The organism is Paenibacillus sp. FSL R7-269, from assembly GCF_000517865.1.
GTDB lineage: Bacteria > Bacillota > Bacilli > Paenibacillales > Paenibacillaceae > Paenibacillus_AQ.
Genome location: NZ_ASPS01000047.1, coordinates 168,479 through 186,569, shown reverse-complemented (window position 1 = coordinate 186,569; position 18,091 = coordinate 168,479). Strand labels below are relative to the sequence as shown.

Annotated in this window: 20 protein-coding genes; 7 read left to right on the top strand and 13 right to left on the bottom strand. The window is 55.4% G+C overall.

What is annotated here, in order from left to right; genetic code table 11:
• Positions 1–231: 231 nt before the first annotated feature.
• From C162_RS21265 to C162_RS21255, 3 genes are read right to left on the bottom strand one after another with little or no spacing between them, the layout of a single operon-like run.
• On the bottom strand, positions 232–1,641 hold the full coding sequence (locus C162_RS21265; protein WP_036697397.1) for a nucleoside recognition domain-containing protein: 1,410 nt from the start codon (positions 1,639–1,641) through the stop codon (positions 232–234).
• Positions 1,619–2,350, bottom strand: coding sequence for a FeoB small GTPase domain-containing protein (locus C162_RS21260; protein WP_036697395.1), 732 nt, complete (start codon positions 2,348–2,350; stop codon positions 1,619–1,621). The genes C162_RS21265 and C162_RS21260 overlap by 23 nt, the downstream gene beginning before the upstream one ends.
• Entirely contained in the window at positions 2,347–2,601 is a 255-nt protein-coding gene (locus C162_RS21255; RefSeq protein ID WP_036697393.1) for a FeoA family protein, read from the bottom strand. Before C162_RS21255 ends, C162_RS21260 begins: the two co-directional genes overlap by 4 nt.
• Positions 2,602–2,922: 321 nt before the next feature.
• Between C162_RS21255 and C162_RS37030 the strand changes: the two genes are divergently transcribed.
• From C162_RS37030 to C162_RS37020, 3 genes are read left to right on the top strand one after another with little or no spacing between them, the layout of a single operon-like run.
• Complete coding sequence (locus C162_RS37030; RefSeq protein ID WP_235218495.1) at positions 2,923–3,249, top strand: helix-turn-helix transcriptional regulator; 327 nt, start codon at positions 2,923–2,925, stop codon at positions 3,247–3,249.
• On the top strand, positions 3,197–3,568 hold the full coding sequence (locus C162_RS37025) for a hypothetical protein (RefSeq protein ID WP_051493816.1): 372 nt from the start codon (positions 3,197–3,199) through the stop codon (positions 3,566–3,568). Before C162_RS37030 ends, C162_RS37025 begins: the two co-directional genes overlap by 53 nt.
• On the top strand, positions 3,565–3,747 hold the full coding sequence (locus C162_RS37020) for a hypothetical protein (RefSeq protein WP_051493815.1): 183 nt from the start codon (positions 3,565–3,567) through the stop codon (positions 3,745–3,747). Before C162_RS37025 ends, C162_RS37020 begins: the two co-directional genes overlap by 4 nt.
• On the opposite strand, the gene C162_RS21245 is transcribed toward C162_RS37020, so the two are convergent.
• The 6 genes from C162_RS21245 to C162_RS21220 all read right to left on the bottom strand — a co-directional run bounded on the left by C162_RS21245 (position 3,739) and on the right by C162_RS21220 (position 10,432).
• Positions 3,739–4,845, bottom strand: a complete 1,107-nt coding sequence (locus C162_RS21245; protein ID WP_036697391.1) for a GerAB/ArcD/ProY family transporter — start codon at positions 4,843–4,845, stop codon at positions 3,739–3,741. The genes C162_RS37020 and C162_RS21245 overlap by 9 nt on opposite strands.
• Before the next feature lie 9 nt (positions 4,846–4,854).
• Positions 4,855–5,088, bottom strand: coding sequence for a hypothetical protein (locus C162_RS21240; protein WP_036697389.1), 234 nt, complete (start codon positions 5,086–5,088; stop codon positions 4,855–4,857).
• 12 nt (positions 5,089–5,100) lie between these two features.
• Positions 5,101–6,336, bottom strand: coding sequence for a Ger(x)C family spore germination protein (locus tag C162_RS21235; protein WP_235218491.1), 1,236 nt, complete (start codon positions 6,334–6,336; stop codon positions 5,101–5,103).
• A complete protein-coding gene (locus C162_RS21230; protein WP_036697387.1) occupies positions 6,333–7,436 on the bottom strand; it encodes a GerAB/ArcD/ProY family transporter in 1,104 nt (367 codons plus the stop codon). The genes C162_RS21235 and C162_RS21230 overlap by 4 nt, the downstream gene beginning before the upstream one ends.
• Positions 7,433–9,055 carry a spore germination protein gene (locus C162_RS21225; protein ID WP_063829048.1) on the bottom strand — a complete coding sequence of 541 codons (1,623 nt, stop codon included), beginning with the start codon at positions 9,053–9,055 and terminating at the stop codon, positions 7,433–7,435. The genes C162_RS21230 and C162_RS21225 overlap by 4 nt, the downstream gene beginning before the upstream one ends.
• A 210-nt stretch (positions 9,056–9,265) precedes the next feature.
• Entirely contained in the window at positions 9,266–10,432 is a 1,167-nt protein-coding gene (locus C162_RS21220) for a phosphodiester glycosidase family protein (RefSeq protein ID WP_036697385.1), read from the bottom strand.
• 197 nt (positions 10,433–10,629) lie between these two features.
• On the opposite strand from C162_RS21220, the gene C162_RS21215 reads away from it, so the two are divergent.
• Both C162_RS21215 and C162_RS21210 read left to right on the top strand, forming a co-directional pair.
• On the top strand, positions 10,630–11,208 hold the full coding sequence (locus tag C162_RS21215; RefSeq protein WP_036697383.1) for a histidine phosphatase family protein: 579 nt from the start codon (positions 10,630–10,632) through the stop codon (positions 11,206–11,208).
• A gap of 222 nt (positions 11,209–11,430) precedes the next feature.
• The gene (locus C162_RS21210) at positions 11,431–12,261 is read left to right on the top strand and encodes a GGDEF domain-containing protein (RefSeq protein ID WP_143804444.1); all 831 of its coding nucleotides are present in this window, start codon (positions 11,431–11,433) and stop codon (positions 12,259–12,261) included.
• A 209-nt stretch (positions 12,262–12,470) separates the two neighbouring features.
• Here the strand turns inward: C162_RS21210 and C162_RS21205 are convergent, their stop codons facing one another.
• The gene (locus tag C162_RS21205; RefSeq protein ID WP_036697382.1) at positions 12,471–13,205 is read right to left on the bottom strand and encodes a glycerophosphodiester phosphodiesterase; all 735 of its coding nucleotides are present in this window, start codon (positions 13,203–13,205) and stop codon (positions 12,471–12,473) included.
• Between the two features lie 201 nt (positions 13,206–13,406).
• Here C162_RS21205 and C162_RS21200 point away from each other — a divergent pair, with 201 nt between their 5' ends.
• Positions 13,407–13,934, top strand: a complete 528-nt coding sequence (locus tag C162_RS21200) for an NAD(+) diphosphatase (protein WP_051493813.1) — start codon at positions 13,407–13,409, stop codon at positions 13,932–13,934.
• Positions 13,935–13,962: 28 nt separating this feature from the next.
• Here C162_RS21200 and C162_RS21195 read toward each other — a convergent pair whose 3' ends face one another.
• Both C162_RS21195 and C162_RS21190 read right to left on the bottom strand, forming a co-directional pair.
• Positions 13,963–14,565 (bottom strand): hypothetical protein, encoded by a 603-nt coding sequence (locus tag C162_RS21195; RefSeq protein WP_036697380.1) that lies wholly within the window; start codon positions 14,563–14,565, stop codon positions 13,963–13,965.
• Positions 14,566–14,676: 111 nt separating this feature from the next.
• Positions 14,677–15,348 carry a sensor domain-containing protein gene (locus C162_RS21190; protein WP_083678247.1) on the bottom strand — a complete coding sequence of 224 codons (672 nt, stop codon included), beginning with the start codon at positions 15,346–15,348 and terminating at the stop codon, positions 14,677–14,679.
• Between the two features lie 294 nt (positions 15,349–15,642).
• Between C162_RS21190 and C162_RS21185 the strand changes: the two genes are divergently transcribed.
• Entirely contained in the window at positions 15,643–16,335 is a 693-nt protein-coding gene (locus C162_RS21185; protein WP_036697375.1) for a copper homeostasis protein CutC, read from the top strand.
• A 13-nt stretch (positions 16,336–16,348) separates the two neighbouring features.
• On the opposite strand, the gene C162_RS21180 is transcribed toward C162_RS21185, so the two are convergent.
• Positions 16,349–18,040: a helix-turn-helix domain-containing protein gene (locus C162_RS21180; protein ID WP_235218490.1), complete on the bottom strand. Its 1,692-nt coding sequence runs from the start codon at positions 18,038–18,040 to the stop codon at positions 16,349–16,351.
• Positions 18,041–18,091 lie beyond the last annotated feature (51 nt).

Genomic DNA, 18,091 nt, shown 5'->3' with positions numbered 1-18,091 from the left:
CATACCAAAATCCCCTCCAAGTTCACTCATTTCCTCATGTTAACACATGAGGTTTTTTTCGAGTGTCTACTTCAAGGGGATAATACCAGCGGTGGCGTGTGGTCCGAATGTAATCGAAAAACCGATTACATTGCGCTTGGCGGTGGCGCGGCGGGGGTTGCCGCGAAGGATGCGCCCCAGAGCGCAAAAAAGCACTATCCGCCCGTCCTGGGGAATAGTGCTCTGCATGATTTACACCCAGCCGAACAGCCGGGCCGCCGAAGCCACCGCGAAGGTTACGCCGATAGCGATAGCGAGCGGGATTACAGCGGAGAGCACAGCCCATTTCAGGCTTTTGGTCTCCTTGTAGATGTTCACCAGTGTGGTGCCGCAAGGATAGTGGAGCAGGGAGAACAACATCATATTCAATGCCGTCAGCCAGGTCCAGCCGTGGCTCAGGAAGATGTCCTTAATGCTGCCGAGACCTTCGATATCGACCATGGCCCCGGAGGACATGTAGCCCATCAGCAGGATAGGCAGTACAATCTCGTTAGCGGGCAGGCCGAGGATGAAGGCCATAATAATGAAGCCGTCCATGCCGAGCAGCTGCGCGAACGGATCGAACCAGGCCGCCATATGATTCAGCACGCTCTCGCCGCCGATGAACAGATTGCCGAGAATCCAGGTGATGATCCCTGCCGGAGCGGCCACGACGATGGCGCGGGTCAGCACATTGAGGGACTTTTCCTTGGAGGAGCGGACAATGGTCTTCCAGATCTGCGGGCGGCGGTAAGGCGGCAGTTCCAGGGTGTAGTGGGTGGGGACACCGCGCAGCGCTGTTTTGGACATGACCCACGATACGCTCAGGGTGACGACAATTCCGACCAGCACGATGCCCATTAGCACCAGCGCCGTCGAGAAGGTACGCAATGCCCCGGTGGTTGCCGCCCCGACCATGAACATGGAGGAGAGCAAGATAAGCGTAGGCCAACGGCCGTTGCACGGGACGAAGTTGTTGGTCAGAATGGCCAGCATCCGTTCGCGGGGCGATTCAATAATACGGGTGGACAGAATAGCGGCGGCGTTGCAGCCGAAGCCCATCGACATCGTCAAGGCCTGCTTGCCATGCCCCCCGGATTTCTTGAACAGACGGTCCATATTAAAAGCCACGCGGGGCAGATACCCGAAATTCTCCAGCAGCGCGAACACCGGGAAGAAAATCATCATGGGCGGCAGCATGACGCTGATGACCCATGAGGTTCCGCGATACAGTCCCAGAACAAGCACGCCGTGCAGCCAGGCCGGGGCATGAACAGCCTCAAACCCGGCGGTCAGATAGCCTTCGATCCAGCTGAAGAGGGAGGCAATCCAGCCCGAAGGATAGTTGGCGCCGGCAATGGTAATCCAGAATACCAGACCAAGGCCGGCGAGCATAATAGGGAAGCCCCAGATCTTCGAAGTGACGATATTATCCAGCTTGTAGGTGCTGCCTAGCTTCTTCTTATCGTGATAAGTAACGGCATCGCTGCAGATTCCGGCCGATACGCCATAGATTCCGCTGACGATCTCGTCGCGGATCGCCCCTTTGTCTGCCAGCTTCTTCGCGGTTGCGAGCAGGGAATCAAGCGGGTCTTGGCCGTTAATGGCATGCGGTGACTCCATGGCGGGCCACCTCCTTCGCTACAGATATACCCTTGCGTCCCATATGGGCTTTGAGGGAAGCCAGCAGGCTGTGGTCACCGTCCAGCAGGCGCAGGGCAATCCAGCGTGCCGGATATCTGGCACCGACCGTCTGTTCCACCATGGGGATCAGCTCGGCAATGCCTTGCTCAATCTCCTCGCCATAGGTAATCTTCAGCGGCTCTGCCTTGAATTCACCGGTCGCTACGCGTGCGATCTGATCCAGCAGCGCTTCGATGCCGATCCCGTTGCGGGCCGAAATGGCCGTGACAGGCACGCCGAGCCGCTCCGCAATCCGCTTCAGATTAATATCAATGCCCAGCCGCTTGGCTTCATCGATCAGATTGATGCAGACCACGGCGCGTCCCGTAATCTCCAGCACCTGCAGGGCCAGATTGAGGTTGCGCTCCAGCGATGTTGCATCCAGAACCACCAGCGTTACATCCGGTTCTTCAAAAATAATATAGTCCCGCGCCGCCTCTTCATCGGCGGAATTGGAGTAGAGCGAATAGGTGCCGGGAAGGTCAACGGCCCGGTAGGTATGCTCCTTGTGGGTGAACCGCCCTTCAGCGGTAACTACGGTTTTGCCCGCCCAGTTGCCGGTGTGCTGGCGCATGCCGGTCAGCAGGTTGAACAGCGTGCTCTTGCCTGTATTGGGGTTGCCGGCAAAAGCTACAGTATACTCGCTCATCCTTCTCCGCCTCCAATCAGTTCGCCATAAATGAGGGAACTCTCTTCCCGCCGCAGGGCAATGGTAGTATTGCTGATCCGGTAAGCCGTAGGGTCTCCGAGCGGGCTGCGCCGCAGCACTTCTACACGGTTCCCGGCGACAAATCCGAGATCAAGCAATCTTCTCCGCAGCACACCATGGACCTCGATCCCGCTGATCCGCAGCGTGCTGCCGTTCACAGCTTCAGACAATGGAATTACGGCTCCGGCCATAAGCACTCCCACTTTCGTATGAATAATGAATGAATAGTTATAGTTATCCTTAAGTATGAAATATGCACTTGTATAGTATATTGTGCAGGGAACAAAATATTGCACCCTGCCACAAGATTAGTATACGTAAATAAATTTGTCCTTGCAACAATAATGTTTCCCTAGGGAAAGATAAATAGAGCAAGATTTATCAAAAGTGTTTCCGGTACCTAATATATACTTTGAGTTGTGGAGGGGGTGAGAGTAATTCACTATCAATTGATTCATAAGAGTATCGAATTTATTGAGCAGCATTTGGAAGAGGATTTGGTTTTGGAGAAGGTGGCTAAGGCAGCAGGGTTGTCCAAATATCATTTTCACCGGATTTTTCGGAAATATGTGAACAAAAATGTCCATGAATATATCCGGGCCCGCCGTCTCAGCCAAGCAGCCAATCTCCTGCTGTACTCCGAGACACGTATTCTTGAGATTGCGCTGCAGTACGGCTTTGAGAGCCAGGAGGCTTTTACAAGAGCTTTCAAGGAAATCTATGATCTGCCGCCTGCGCAGTACAGATCGCAGGTGAGACTATATTCAAGAAAGAGAGGTATTTACAATGTCAGAGATTACAGGCTGGTATATTACAGGTACTCACCCGGACAACTATAAGGTAGAGATCGATCCCCGCGTCTGCTATAAGACAAGTCCCTCCATGCATCTTTATTCCAATGAAGAGGCTGCGCAGGACGACAATAGTTTTGGAACCTTAATGCAGCAGTTTCAGGCAAGAGAGTATCGAGGGAAGCGGATGCGCTTCTCCGGGTTCGTAAGAACGGAGAATGTCACCGGCTGGAGCGGCCTGTGGATGAGAGTGGATGATAATCAGCAGAATATGCTGGCTTTTGATAACATGCAGAACCGGAGCATACAAGGAACCACGGAATGGAACCACTATGCCTGCGTAATGGATCGTCCGAAGCCGACGTGATCAATATCGGAATACTGCTGAGCGGAACCGGACAGGTGTGGCTGGGGGAATGTGAATTTGAGGAAGTAGGCAAGGATGTACCCGTAACGGATAGCTCTACAGGTGCGAAGAACCTTCCGTCCGGGCCGCAGAATCTGAAGTTCAACCAGCAGCAGCCGGAGCAATCTGCTTCAAGCTGAACGCTGTAACCGGCCCCGCACCCAGATCGACAGGGCCAGCAGCAGCGGAATGGCGACCTGGAAGAGCGGGTCAAGCTTCAGGCTCGGACCCAGGCCGATGGCGATATGCTGGGTGTAATCCCGTTCGAGGAATGAGGAACCATAGATGACGGCCCCCACAGGGAAGACCCACCATTTGGCCGGTTTGCCGGTCAGCTCTGCAAGAGCTTTTACAGAACAGAAGTAGAAGAGCATCATCTTGATCAGCAGCCCCAGGAAGAGCTGGATGGTGACGAGAATATCAAGCCGTTCGACGAATTTGAGGTTGGACAGCACCCGGACGGTTTTGAGAAAAGGCAGCTGGCTGACGCCCGCAATCGACGGGCCGAGGACGGCCACATTCAGCGCATTCATGAAGATCAGGAACGCGCTGATGAGCAGATAGGCGTTCACTGTGTATTTTACAGGCATACCGGGCTTCTCCCATAGCGTCCACAGCATCAGAAAAACAATCATCTGCCCGAAGGGAAACGAGACGATCTCCGGCAGCGCCGCTTGCAGCACCGGCATCAACCCGCCCTCCATCACCGGCGCCAGACGGCCGAAATCGATCACTCCCATGATGCCCAGCATCAGAATAAGCAGAAAATAGAAGAACAGCATGACTGGAAGCAGCACCTCAGGCAGTCTGAAGACAACCTCCGCCCCCTTCCAAATGGCATATAAGGCCAGCAGCACGAACACCAGCATCGTAATGGCTATGGGGGTTCTCGGCAGCATCGTCATCGCCGTCAGCTCGCCGAGATCGCGGACATTACGCATGGACTGATAAGCGAAGTACAGGCTGTAAACCGCACCGATGAACGCCCCGGGAGCTGTGCCGAAATGAGCTTTGAGCATTCCAATCAGGTCCGTGCCCGGAGAGCGGTACTGAATCCACATCAGCACAAGGAGAAGGGCGAAGCCCGCCGCTGAACCTGCACACATCGCCAGCCAGGAATCCTGCTTGGCGGTGCCCCCCAGCAGGAACAGCGGCGTGCTGCCGATTTCAAACAGCATAATCATGAACGCAATCTGCAGGGAAGAGACTTGTTCTTTGACCTGTTCTTTGTTCACCATAATGGCTTCTCAGCCTCCTAACCAATGGATGATGGCTCTGCCGACAGGCTGAAAGTACGCCGTATACAGGAGACCCAGCGACAGATGAGGGGTATCGGTAATACCGCATAGATTAAGATAGACTCCGTATCCCATAATGCAGCCAAGCAAGAGCCGCCGCCGGCGATGTCCTTCTCCGCTCAGCTTCCTCCACCCCCACCCGTAGGCAAGCGCATAGAGTAGAAGAGTAATAGCTATTTTCATAGATATGCTCCTTTACTTCTGCTGGACAGACTTGAACGATTTGTTGCTGAGTCCGGTCCGTTCCATCTCAATCGAGACCTGAGGGCGGAGCTCGATCTCCTGAAAAACACTGTCCCAGTGCTTCTCCTGCTCAATCTGCTTCCAGCGCTTCGGATCGCTCCGGTGTACTCTCACAGCAAAACCGGTGACGTCTGCCTTCAGCCGCTTGACCTCTGTCCAGGCGTTATTCATTAGCTCCAGCACCCGCTGCTCCAGTGATTCCTCCATCTCACTGATCGCCTTGCGGTCGTTCAGATCCATGATGCTGCCAAGCTCCGTCAGCACACCGCTGCCCTTCACGTTAACCTCCATCACATAATGATCCTTGGCCCAGACAGGGCGTACGGTGGTGGCCGAATTCTGCAGGACGAAGGATGCGTCAAGCTTGTCGCTTGTTGCCGGCCGGGAGGGGAAGGCGATGGTGGCAGAATCAACATTATCGGTCAGAAAAGAAAGCCCGAACGCCTGCTTTTGGCTAAGCCAGCCCGCGAACGTATCCCCTTTAATAACGCCCAGCCTTCCCAGCGCCAGCCGTGAGGGCAGATCGGTAACCGCGGTCTCACTGGTCTCATCCATCGTCTGTGAGCCGGTCAGCAGAATCTCCGGCAACACCGCGCTTTTGGATTCGGAGGACAGCGCCATCGCCAGCTCATACAGGCGGGTTCCCGGAAAGTAGGACAAGAGCCGTGATTCTTGTTCAATCATTAGCTGGATGCCGGCGCCCTGGTTCTTGGTCATCTGCATCAGCTGATCCAGAATCATTCCCGCATCGCCCTGGGAGATGAAGACAAAGACCGTCTCCCGGGCATCCTGCTTGCGCAGGAACATATCAATCAGCTGATTGATCCCGTGTCTGGCCAGGCTCTCGCCGATCACAGTAATTCTAGAGTGGGAGAAGAACATCTCCCGCGTACTGGTCAGATTCGTCCGTTCAATGGCCTCCATAATCGTCCGGCCCTTGACGGTGAACGTGAGGAAGGGCGGCGAGCTGGTGCTGCCTCCTCCGCTGCCGCCCATACCGCTGGCACCTGAGGAAGGGTTGATGACCTGGTAGGTCGCCTTCCACTGATTGTTCTCCCAGTCATAGGCGGAGCCGGAGGTAATGCCCAACTCGTTAAGCTCCCGGTCATCCCAGCAGCCGGAGAGCAGGAGGGAGAGAAGCGGGAGACAGAGAATCAGGCACAGCAGAGTTCTCGGTTTGTTCATCATGTCTCCAGCCCCTTCCGCTTAGACCGGGCCTTGTGCACCTTGTTCAGCAGGACCGCGCCCAGCGGTACCAGGACGTTGAACAGGAAGAAGACCACGAACCGCCCTTCCTGGTTGTATACATTTAGCTTGGCTGAGCTTTGCCAGGAGAACAGGCATTCCAGAGCAATGATCAGACCCAGCGCGCCAATGAAGGGCCGGCTGCTGCTGACCCGGAACGTCTGCTTGAAGCACTCCACCGTCACGAACAGGAAGATGGCGAATTTGAGATAGATCGACAGCACCCAATAAGAGATGAAGAGAATATCCAGCTTCTCTATGAACCGGCCGACCCGGAGGATGCTGATGGTAGCGAAGCCGGGGTAAGCACTGAGCTTAATGAATTCCGGTCCGAAGACCATCAGGGCTGTGATTAATGAGAACATCATCAGTGTGGCCACGAACAGCAGGCCGGTCCAGCCGATAATTTTGGCCCGCTGCGGATATTGCAGGTAAGGGGCCAGGAACAGCAGCACCGCCACTTCAGACATCCATGCAGTCGGTGTCAGGCTCGCCAGGGTGATCTCAGCCAGATTATGATCGAACATGGGCAGCAGATGATGCACATTCAGATCATTGTAGAGCCCGAACAGGTACAGTGGTACGAAGAACAGATAGAATAGAATAACCAGACTGTTCACTCTGGCGATGGCTTCAATGCCCTGCCGGACCATATAGATAGTGATGAAGAGAATGAGTATGACCAGCACCGTGATCGGGGTATCGATCAGGACGTTGTCTTTAATGAAATTGACAAACTCCCGCAGAATGGTTGCGGTGGTGTCCAGGTAGAACTGGAGCATCAGCAGACCAAGGATGACTGCGACCACAGGGGAACTTTTCTCCCCCACCCACTCCAGAAAAGGAGTGCCGTTGCTGTTCTGAATCACCGCCCCGACGATCCACGCAATGAGCAGCCCCGCCGCGGTAGACAGGATGATCGCCAGCGGAGCGTCCTGCTCTGCATAGGTGCTGATAATGATAGGCAGCACGACAGTGGCTGTCGGCAGGATGGTATTGACTACAAGCATGGCAGCTTGGGTGGTGCCGATTTTTCCATTCATGCTGGACCCTCTCCCTGCGGTTTAGGCTGTGCCGGTGATGGATGAGCTGTGTTTTCCACGGGCTGTGGCTTCTGGTTAGGGACTTGTCTGCGGGTCTCTTTGCCGAGATTGGTCTTCGGACGCATATTCATGCTCCACAGCGGAACACGGATGAAGATGTCCTTCAGATAACGCGGAATCATCGGCGCCACCGGAGACAGATAAGGCACGCCGAAAGAGCGCAGGCCCGCCATGTGAATCAGCAGCACCATCAGGAAGGACATAATGCCGAACAGACCGAGCGAGGCAGCGATGAACATCATCACGAAGCGGATCAGCCGGATGGAGTTGGCGATGGCGAGTGACGGAATCACGAAGTTCGAGATGGCGGTAAAAGAAACCACAATCACCATCGCCGCGGACACAAGTCCGGCCGAGACGGCGGCCTGGCCCAGCACGAGCGCGCCTACGATAGAGATAGCCGGTCCGATGGTCCGCGGCATACGTACCCCCGCTTCACGCAGGACGTCGAAGGTCAGTTCCATCAGCAGCGCCTCAGCAAATGCGGGGAGCGGAACGCCTTCCCGCTGGGCAGCCAGACTTATAAGCAGGGTGGTCGGCAGCATCTCCTGGTGAAAGGTAGTAACGGCAATATAAAGTGCAGGCAGCAGCATAGAGACGAAGAATGCACCATAGCGGATCAGCCGCAGGAAGGAGGAAATATCATACCGCTGGTAATAATCCTCGCTGGATTGAAAAAAGTTGAAGAAGGTGGACGGGGCCAGCAGCGCAAAGGGAGTGCCGTCAATGATAATCCCGACCTGGCCTTCCAGAATGCCCCCGGCCATAGCGTCAGGACGTTCGGTATTCTGAATGGTGGGAAAGGGCGTCAGGCCGCCGTCCTGTATGAATTCTTCAATATAATTGCTCTCCAGAATGGCATCGGTATTGATGGCGTTCAGCCGGCGGCGGATTTCGGCCAGCACCTGTTCACTGGCGAGGCCTTCCAGATAGACGAGGGCAATTCCGGTCCCGGTACGCTGGCCGATGGTATATTCCTCAATCCGCAGATCGGCGGTTTTCAGGCGGCGGCGCAGCATGGCGGTCCCGGTACGCAGGCTCTCGGTGAAGCCTTCCTTCGGCCCGCGGATAACTCCCTGGGAGGTTGGCTCATTAATGCTTCTTTTCTCCCAGCCGGAGGTGTCGGCGGCCAGCGCGACCTGAAGCTCCTCGAACAGTATCAGGGTATAGCCGTCAAAAAGCAGGGGCAGCAGCACCTCCAGGGTCCGGGCCTCCTTCACTCCTCCTATTGGCAGAATGTGCTCCTTAATCAGGTTGAAGGCAGCTTCTGTGGTAATGCTATCTCCGTTCAGCGTGCTGTTCTCCATTAAGGACTGGAGTACGGACTGGTTGACAGTATCGGCGTTGACCAGACCGTCAATATAGATGAAGGCAAGGGAAAGGGGAGGCTGAGCTTCATTCTTATAATGGCGGATGACAATATCCGAGCTGCTGCCGATCCGGCGGCTGAGTTCCTGCAAATTATCCTCAAGGGAGAGCTTCAACGGAAGCGGTGCAGGCACGGAGGTTTCTACAGGATCTTGGGTAGTCTTACGGCTCTTCTTCGGCTCTTGAGGCATCTCGGGGACTCCCTTCTGCTGAAATCTGGATGTGTTCCCTGTATTATCCCCCATAGGCGTATTCCTTATTCTGCCTTCTGCCTGAACTACGCACATAGAGGAGTCGCTGGAATCAAAAAAGAAACTGCCCTTTAGGAATGGCAGCTTTGCAGCATTCCATAAAGGCAGTTTCATCAACAGACTTTAGATTTGAACTCTAAGCTGGGTAGATTATTTAGTCTGTACAACCAGAGCGTTGCTGATCAGGCGTCCCGGAGTGGTCAGGTACTTGCCATTGTAATATAGGCCGCTTGAGGCACCGCCATCGAGGTTCATCGCCTGGTAGGCTCCGGCCTGCTTCATAATTTCCGCCAGCTGAGGGATGGTTGCCCCGCCGGAGGTGAGCAGAATCAGCTTATGATCGCGGGTGATGCCCAGTGCGCTGCGCGAGCCTCCGCCGGTCAGGATTTTGGGGTCCCGGAAGCCTTCCCCCGCCACATTCAGCGCGACCTTCCCGTTAACCAGCAGCCGTGGTCCAGCCTGAAGTGCGCCGTGAACGGAACCGGAATCGAAGCGGGCTTTGAATTCACTGCCCGGAATCAGTTCAGCGAGCATATTGCGGTCGTAAGCGAAGACCGCCCGTTTGTCTCCGGAGCTGTTCTTCAGCATCTTGCCGCCGCTGATGATGTAGCCGTAGGGAGCCTTGAAAGCGTCATTAGTATACGCGGCGAAGAACGTGCCGTTGATCGCGGCGGCAGCATTGCTGCGCTTGGCGATGCTGGCAAGGGCTTCAGTCTTACCGACGGTATTCCCGGCCAGAACGGCATCCAGCTTCACCGAAGGATGCAGCAGGGAGACCGTGACGGTCTGGACGCTGAAGGAGCGGCCGCCGACCTTGTAGGTATGATGTCCGCTGACTACAGCGGGCGAGCCGCTCTTGATCAGGCTGCCGTTCTGTACAGGCAGGGTGGCTGTCTCCGCAGTGCCTGGTTCAGCCCCGCTTGTTAGCGTAAGCGACCCAGCTTCTCTATTCCACTGGAGCTGTATGCCGAGTGTCTGGCTTACAAGAGACAAGGGGACATAGGTAGTCCCGTTCTCACTGAAAGGCCGCACACTTACGGTAACGGGCTTGCCGTTAACGGAAGCCCCGGGCTTGCCTGGAGTGAAGGTAATGGAATTCTCGCCGCGTGATATCTCAATCTGGCCGCCGGAAGCGGTGAGTACGGACTGGATACCGGCGAAGCCGTTCAGGAAGCGGAGCGGGATGAAGGAGTGATTCTCCTTGTCCACATATACGGCAAGCTTGGGCTGCGGTGCCGCAGCGGCACCGGATTGCAGTGCTGGAAGAAGGACGGCCAGCAGACAGAAGGCGGTAAAGAGGGTGAGCAGTTTTTTCATGATACACAAAATCTCCTTTGGGTTGTAGCAGGTTAATCTGCAGGTTAGGATGATTCTGGAACAGGCCCCAGAATGCAGTACTTGAGCTATCATCATATAATCGTCTCCCGTTACCGTCAATGGAGCATGCATCCAGCAGCGGGTTGGTTTATAATGGGATCACATTAGAATATCTGCATATAAGGGCGGTAGCGATCATGACAAGAATAGGCTTAATCCGGCACGGCAGCACACGCTGGAATCAGGAGGGCCGGGTACAGGGTCATACGGATAATCCTCTGGACGAGGAAGGCTTCCGGCAGGCCGGCGTGCTTGCGGAGCGGCTTAGCAGTGAAGCGTGGGATTATATCTATTCAAGCGATTTGCTGCGGGCCAGACAGACGGCGGAGACCATCGCCGGGAGGCTGGGCATCCCGCTGGCCGGTCTCGTTCCGGGCATCCGGGAGATGAACGGCGGATTAATTGAAGGAACCACCGAGAGTGAGCGGATCGAGCGCTTCGGCAGCCAGTGGAAGACGATGGATCTGAAGCTGGAGAGTCAGGAGCTGGCCCGCGAGCGGGGAGTCCGGGCGATTGAAGAGCTTGCTGCGCGCCATCCCGGCAGCAATGTGCTGGTAGTCAGCCACGGGGCTATTCTGCGGAGTACGTTGGCCGGACTTGTGCCTTCCCTGGATGTGAGCGTGCTGCTGAAGAACACCTCCATCACCTGCCTGGTCAAGGAGAAGGGCAGCTGGAGCTGTGAATTGTACAACAGTGCGGAGCATATGGACGGATAGGACGGATATTTCAGAGCATTTCATTACAATAAAGCGCCTGTCCTGCCGATAATATGCTTAATGCTAATCCGCTAGGGGTATTCATTTACAGTGCCTCTTGCCGGAGTTGTTCAGAATTTGTTCAGTCTGTTCCTGTACAGTAGCGCTTGAAAGCGATAAATTCATAAATTCATTGATAGGCTGAAGGAGGGCGTAAGACTAGTGGAAGAGGCCCGCAATTATATGTTGACAATTCTATCCATACTTATAGGGGTACTGACCGTATATAGCTCGCTTAGACTGACAAGGGATTTCTCCCGACAAACGCAAAGAACCCGGGCAGTCCGCTCGAGTCTTGTGGTGCTGGTGATTAGTGCCGGACTTTCCGGCATGCATCTGCTCGGCAGAAGAGCCTTAACCGGCTTCACTACAGAAGGCAGAAGTCTGCTGATCTCTTTGTTCCTGTACATGCTGACACTTGCCGGTATTCTGTATCTGTTCCTGCGGATGCGCATGATCCTTGGGGAGCGTGAGCAGCTCAAGGAATTGGCATACCGGGATACGCTGACTGGCCTGCTGAATAAGAACGGAATGGATCATTTCTGGGATCATTGCAAAATGAGCGAGCAGCTTGCAGTATTATATCTCGACCTGAACCGGTTCAAATCGATTAACGATACCCTCGGCCATCATACAGGGGATCTGTTACTGGAGGCCGTTGGAACCAGCCTGCAGCAATTCACCTGCAAGGGCAAGCGGCATATTTTCCGGGTGGGCGGAGATGAATTCGTCATTATCGCCAAACGCTACAGCCGCAAGGAGGCAGAGCAGCTTGCTCTTAAGGTTCTGGAGCGCATCACCCGTACCTATAAGCTGGAGAGCCATGAATTATTCGTGTCCGCGAGTGTCGGGATCACGATAAGTCAGGGCCGGATCGATCCGAAGCAGCTGCTTCAGGAGGCAGATTCGGCTATGTACAATGCCAAGCAGCTGGGAAGCGGGCGTTGTGCTGTATACAAGCAGGAGGGCCGCATTCCTTCCGTGAAGCTGGTCAGCAGCTCAAGAGCGCAATAAGGTTTATAAGTCTTACAAGTAAGCAGTTGGAAAATGTACACTCAATCTGCCGAATCCAATGGATTCTGAGAAAATCGGGGCCGATTAAGTGCTTTATTCCAGCTGTTTTTTTGTTGAATACCTGTGACGCCAAATGAGATGTACAGAATTCCACTCGTTCACCCGCCGGACTGCGCCGTCCTATGGACAGCGCAGCCGTGTTCCATAAGTCAGACGCCTCTGGCAGCCAAAAGCCCGGCTAGAATATCCGGATGATCGGTAATAATTCCCGCCACCTCAGCTTCGATTAATGCCTGCATCCGCTCGGGATCATTAACCGTCCACGGATGATAGACAATGCCTTTCTCTGCAGCGGCGTTCACGAACTCCGGCAGCACCGAGGAATGATGGGCATGCAGCGCATCCGCCTGCAAGGTTGCCGCGTAATTCCAAGGACGGTACAGTCCCTCGCCGTAGAGAATACCCGTACGGATCTCCGGTGCCAGCGACTTGCAGTAGGCTAGGGAATAATGATTGAAGCTGGAGATCACGACCCGCTCACTCATACCCTGCTCCCGGACAGCGGCGATTACCTTCTCTTCCATGCCGGGATAGAGGAAGGTCCCGTTCTTAAGCTCTATATTCAAAATCGTCTCCCGGCCCTGCAGCAGATCCAGCAGCTCGTCCAGTGTCGGAATCCGTTCTCCAGCGAACTCAGGGCTGAACCAGGAGCCTGCGTCTACCTCCAGTATCTCACGAAGCGTCTTATCCTTCACATAACCGCTGCCTGAAGTGGTACGGTTAAGACTCTCATCATGGATCACTACTACTGCTCCGTCACTGGTAAGCTGTACGTCGGTCTCAATGCCGGTTGCACCAAGCTCAAGACCCTTGCGGAAGGCCGCCATTGTGTTCTCCGGGGCGGCTGCGGATGCGCCGCGATGCGCGAAATTAATGATGTTCATGTCGAGTAGTTCCCTCCATCTCTATGATGTAATGCAGCCCGTAGTGTCCGGGCCCCTTATAGTATATTCCACATCACGGCAAGAAACCCTGTCCCCCATCGGTATAAAGGACGGGTTCCTGAAATTTTATCGTGGTACGTTTGGAAGCAATCGCTTAGAATAGACATCAACTATACTACATACAGAAAGAAGCGATAGAGCTTGAAGTTTTGTCTGGAATGCGGAACCCGTCTGGTTATGAAGGAATGCAATGGAGAAGGAGAGGTACCCTATTGCGAATCCTGCGCCGTCTTCAGATTCCCTGTGTTCAGCACAGCGATGAGTACAGCCGTACTGAACCGGAGTCTCGATAGAATCCTGCTCATCCAGCAGCATAAGCGCAAGGATTACATTCTGCTCGCCGGGTATGTGAATAAGGGAGAGAACGCCGAAGCGGCCCTGATCCGTGAAGTGAAGGAAGAAGCGGGGCTTGAGGTGATTGCTTATGAATATATGCGCAGCCAGTATTTCGCCCCGTCTAATACTTTAATGCTCAATTACATCAGTGTGGCTGACACGGATGACTTAAGTGCCATGAGCGACGAGCTGGACCACGCCGCCTGGTTCACGCTGGATGAAGCTGTTGACGCCATATTACCAGGCAGCCTCGCGGAGAGCTTCCTGCTCACCATCATTGATAAGCTGAGACAGGGGAGGGCTCTGGAGGATTTTACAGCGGTTGTCCGGTAATTGCGAATTCTGAAGGCTACGGTTTTCCTTATGCAGAGACGATGTCGCGGATTCTTTCATGTACCTGCTGCACCTCCAGGAAGGCTGCGGAATATTGCAGATCTGTTTTGCGGGCCGGCAGGAGCGGCGGGAGAAAAGGGATGGATACCACAGGCGTATCTGCGCTGCTAAAATAGATTCTGAGTGTCAGCTCGCGGATCTCTTCGGCAGGACTGCCTTCCGGCACAGCGTCTGTAAATTCATAACTAGCGGCAGCGCCTGCCCGTACTCTTGGTGCACTGGTGGTAATCCGGCTGGTCTTGCTGACTTTACTGAGCGTCAAGGAATTCTCGACAATCTCTGCTCCAAGGATGGCATCGAACGTATACATGGTGGCTGTCGCCGGCTCCGGCTTACCCGGATGCAGCAGCCCGATGGCCAGTGCCTGGCCTTCTTCGTCCAGGGCAATCAGATGGGATTCGTCCGGGGTAATGAACCGCTGGGGGAATTTCAGGCTGAAGGATGACAGGGCATAGGTAGCCCCGCTATGGCCCGCTGCCCTGGGACGGGAGAGTCTGTACTGAAGAACCGCAGCCAAGAGCAGGAGAGACACGCCAAGCACAGCAAACAGATACACCAGGATCATGAGCACTGAACCGCCTCCTCACAAGGTTGTGCGGGCCGCCCTTTCTGCAATTACTTTGGGGACAACCCGCTTCGTAAGCTTTGGCAAGTGAACTATTAATAGATATGCGGGAAGAGATCAGGTATGTATGACTTCAAGCGGGGTATTGCTGGAATTCACATGTGTGCCTGAGACTGCACTGATCCAGGCCGCGTACAAACGTCCAAGACCCACAAGCAGCAGCGGTAGAATCAGCAGCAGCACAAATCCGGTTCCGCATAGAATCCACGAGCGTTCGTCCGAGGTTGTGCCGGATAGGAAGAAGAAGAACTCCGGGTCCAGCATATTCAAATCATAGGAGAATATCGATGCACTGATTCGCTGGGCCAAAGGCGACAGAAGAGCGCTGAAGGCAACCGTAGGCAGGACCAGCGCAAGTGTGAAGCCGAGAATGCCTGCGGGCAGCTGGAGGAGGCTGTACAGGATTCCCCGGTACGACTCCCTTTCGCGGAGCTGGTGTCCTAATGTCCGCAGCCCCTCCCAGTGGAAGGCGGGGGCATGATCTGCGGCAGCAGGCTGCCCGGCTCCCCGGCGGCTGTTACCGCTGGACCAGGCTTCAATCACCTTGTGTTCACCGGACATCATCCTGCGGCACCAGGCCAAGGTCAGGGCCAGCAGAGGCAACCCCACCCATACAATAATCAGAGGCAGGCTTGCACTCAGACCCGTAACAGCAATGACGAAGGCAATGATTCCTTTGGGCAGGGAGAGCATCAATATTTTCCACGCGTATATACTTTGTCTTATCATTCAGACCGCTCCATTCCGAATTTCCAAATTTCAACTTCTTCAGTATAGAGGCTTCATCCAGAGAACACACTCTCCAAAAGGCGGGAAAAATCCTGGTCTCTGGTCTAGTGCAGTTTCTGATTATTGCTGTTTGTAATAGATTACCGTGGCATCCATGCCTCCGCTGGAAGAAATGACATAGTCAGGAATTTGCCCGGCCTCTATATATCCCCGTGACTGATAGAGCAGATTGGACGGATCGAAGGGTAAGGCAGTTTACAAGGATTACAACCAAGAAGGGGAGTGGAGCAATTTATGCTGTTAGAGGTTATAGCTACTACGGTAAGTGATGCGGTTATAGCGGAGCATTATGGTGCTGACCGGATTGAACTGGTCACAGGCATCAGGGAGGGCGGATTAACGCCCAGTCTGGGCCTGATTGAAGCGGTCCGGGAGCAGGTCAGTATTCCGGTGAGAGTAATGGTGAGGCCGCATGCACGTTCCTTCGTGTATAATGCATCCGATGTGGAGACCATGCTGCGCGATATCCGCCATATAGCCGGGGTAGGCGGGCTGTCTGTGGTGATGGGAATGCTCCGGGAGGACCGGACGATAGACGAAGAGCTGCTGAGCCGGCTGCTGGATAGGGCAGCGGGGATGGAGGTTACCTTCCACCGTGCTTTCGACGAGGTGCAGGACCAGCTTGAAGCTCTAGAGGTTCTGAAGCGCTATCCGCAGATTACGGATATCCTGACGTCCGGCGGGACTGCTGCTGCCAATACGCCTGGCGGTATGGTGAGACTTGCTGTACTGGAACGGCTGTCTGCCGGTTCTTCCCTCTCCATCCTGGCAGGCAGCGGGTTGAATGCCGCTGACCTGAAGGATTTCGTTACACGGACCGGCGTCCGCCGGGTACACTTTGGTTCGGCAGTCCGGGAGGACGGCGACCCGCTGAAGCCGATAGACCCGGAGCGGCTCGCAGCCATACGTGCTCTTCTCAAGCCCTAGAAGGGTGCTCAGGCTACTCCCCTTTCTGAGCGCCCAGCAGTCTGGGCAGCAGTGTGAGCAGCCGCTCCCGGGTCAGCGCATCGCCGGAATTCCATTTGGCTCCATCCAGCATGTAGGCATGGCCCTGCTCCACGGCAGGCAGACTACTCCAGAGCTCTGTCTGGAGCAGCTCCTGCATGGCTTCCCGCGAGTCCTCCCGCTCTGGAATCAGCATGAAGACACGGTCCCCGGCGTAGCTGTGCAGCATCGCAGGGTCCACTTCGCGGAACCCCAGGTCCTTGTCCAGAATGTCCTTGATCGCCGCTGTCGGCTGCAGGCCGCCAGGGGCATACAGGGCCGTGGACAAGCCGGTCATTCCCATGGCGTATAGATGGTTGCCATGGTCATAGAACAGTGCCGAAGCTGTTTCACCAGCCCGCAGCCCTCCGGCGTACAGACGCTGCCACATGGCGGCGTTCTTCGCATGGTAGGCTTGCAGCCAGACCTCAGCTTCGCGCTGCTTCCCGAGCCACTCCCCCAGCGTCCGCAGCCGCTGCTCCAGCGGTGCGAAGGAGTCGAAGGTGAGGGACGGCGCAATGCCGGATACCCCGCGGTAGACCTGTTCATCCGGGCTTGCGAGGATGATCAGGTCAGGGCGGACGGAACGGGTCAACTGCGGGTCCAGCGGAAACCCCACATTGGCTAAGCGCTTGACCCGGTGGCTATAGACGCTGCCCCGGGCGAACGCCTCGCCGCCGCCGACAGGCTTCACCCCCAGTGCCAGCACATCGCCCAGGGTCTCCCCGTGGTAGACAACGCGCTTCGGACGCTCCGGGATGTCCACCGAATGTCCGGTCCAGTCCGTGACGGTAATCCGGCGCTGCTGCGAACGGGCATATTGCCCGGGAGTCACTCCCGTCTTCTGCCGGAAGCGGCGGCTGAAGTAGTATTCGTCGGAGAAGCCGACCCGCCGGGCAATCTCGCGAAGCGGCTCAGAGGATTCAAGCAGATAAGTCTTCGAGTGCCCAATGCGCACATCTGTCAGATAATCGAGCGGGCGCTGTCCGGTCAGTTTCTGGAAGATCGGAGTGTATTGCCAGGGGGAGACACCTGCCAGCTCCGCGAGCTGCTTCACCGTGATGCTCTCCCTATAATGCTGCTGCATGAAGTGTACAGTGCTCTCCACCGATTGCGCCGGACTAGGCAGTTGGCGGGTGGAGTAGTTCTGTTCAAGCAGCAGGAGCAGCAGCTCCTGGAAGCGGAGCTGTTGTCTGACATACTGGAGGTCATCCCCGCCGTTAGGGTGTGCAAGCAGCTCTTCGGCCAGCCGGATCACTCTGGTGAAGGGGTGGACAATCAGCTCCTTTTGCCCCGGGAGCAGTTCATCCAGGCAGAATGCAGGGGAATCCCCTGTAGTAAAAGCGGCAAAAGTCAGCACATAATAATAAAGCGTCAGCTCCCGGTTATCCAGACTGTACGAGGTTCCGGGAGGCAGCAGACAACACTTGTCCGTATGTACAGAGAGTGTGACCTGATCTGTGATGCGGAGTTCACCGCGTCCGCCTGTAAACAGCAGAAGTGTATGCTGCTCCGCAGTCCGCACGGCCGAAACGGTGTCAGCGCTCTGCATCACCAGCTCAATGCCCTTCATTTGAAACAGCAGAGAACGGAGAGGGGCAGGCGGGGGCGGCGACAGAGGTTGAGCGGGATGGGCAGGCTGGCGCAAGGCTTGGTTCTCCTTTCAGGGCAGATCAGAATTGAAATATATTGAGAATGA

What these genes read in the sequence shown, in the direction of transcription:
- C162_RS21265 (WP_036697397.1), bottom strand. Translation starts at nt 1,641, where the DNA reads ATGGAGTCACCGCATGCCATTAACGGCCAAGACCCGCTTGATTCCCTG.
- C162_RS21260 (WP_036697395.1), bottom strand. Translation starts at nt 2,350, where the DNA reads ATGAGCGAGTATACTGTAGCTTTTGCCGGCAACCCCAATACAGGCAAG.
- C162_RS21255 (WP_036697393.1), bottom strand. Translation starts at nt 2,601, where the DNA reads ATGGCCGGAGCCGTAATTCCATTGTCTGAAGCTGTGAACGGCAGCACG.
- C162_RS37025 (WP_051493816.1), top strand. Translation starts at nt 3,197, where the DNA reads ATGTCAGAGATTACAGGCTGGTATATTACAGGTACTCACCCGGACAAC.
- C162_RS21245 (WP_036697391.1), bottom strand. Translation starts at nt 4,845, where the DNA reads ATGGTGAACAAAGAACAGGTCAAAGAACAAGTCTCTTCCCTGCAGATT.
- C162_RS21240 (WP_036697389.1), bottom strand. Translation starts at nt 5,088, where the DNA reads ATGAAAATAGCTATTACTCTTCTACTCTATGCGCTTGCCTACGGGTGG.
- C162_RS21235 (WP_235218491.1), bottom strand. Translation starts at nt 6,336, where the DNA reads ATGATGAACAAACCGAGAACTCTGCTGTGCCTGATTCTCTGTCTCCCG.
- C162_RS21230 (WP_036697387.1), bottom strand. Translation starts at nt 7,436, where the DNA reads ATGAATGGAAAAATCGGCACCACCCAAGCTGCCATGCTTGTAGTCAAT.
- C162_RS21225 (WP_063829048.1), bottom strand. Translation starts at nt 9,055, where the DNA reads ATGCCTCAAGAGCCGAAGAAGAGCCGTAAGACTACCCAAGATCCTGTA.
- C162_RS21220 (WP_036697385.1), bottom strand. Translation starts at nt 10,432, where the DNA reads ATGAAAAAACTGCTCACCCTCTTTACCGCCTTCTGTCTGCTGGCCGTC.
- C162_RS21215 (WP_036697383.1), top strand. Translation starts at nt 10,630, where the DNA reads ATGACAAGAATAGGCTTAATCCGGCACGGCAGCACACGCTGGAATCAG.
- C162_RS21210 (WP_143804444.1), top strand. Translation starts at nt 11,431, where the DNA reads ATGTTGACAATTCTATCCATACTTATAGGGGTACTGACCGTATATAGC.
- C162_RS21205 (WP_036697382.1), bottom strand. Translation starts at nt 13,205, where the DNA reads ATGAACATCATTAATTTCGCGCATCGCGGCGCATCCGCAGCCGCCCCG.
- C162_RS21190 (WP_083678247.1), bottom strand. Translation starts at nt 15,348, where the DNA reads ATGATAAGACAAAGTATATACGCGTGGAAAATATTGATGCTCTCCCTG.
- C162_RS21185 (WP_036697375.1), top strand. Translation starts at nt 15,643, where the DNA reads ATGCTGTTAGAGGTTATAGCTACTACGGTAAGTGATGCGGTTATAGCG.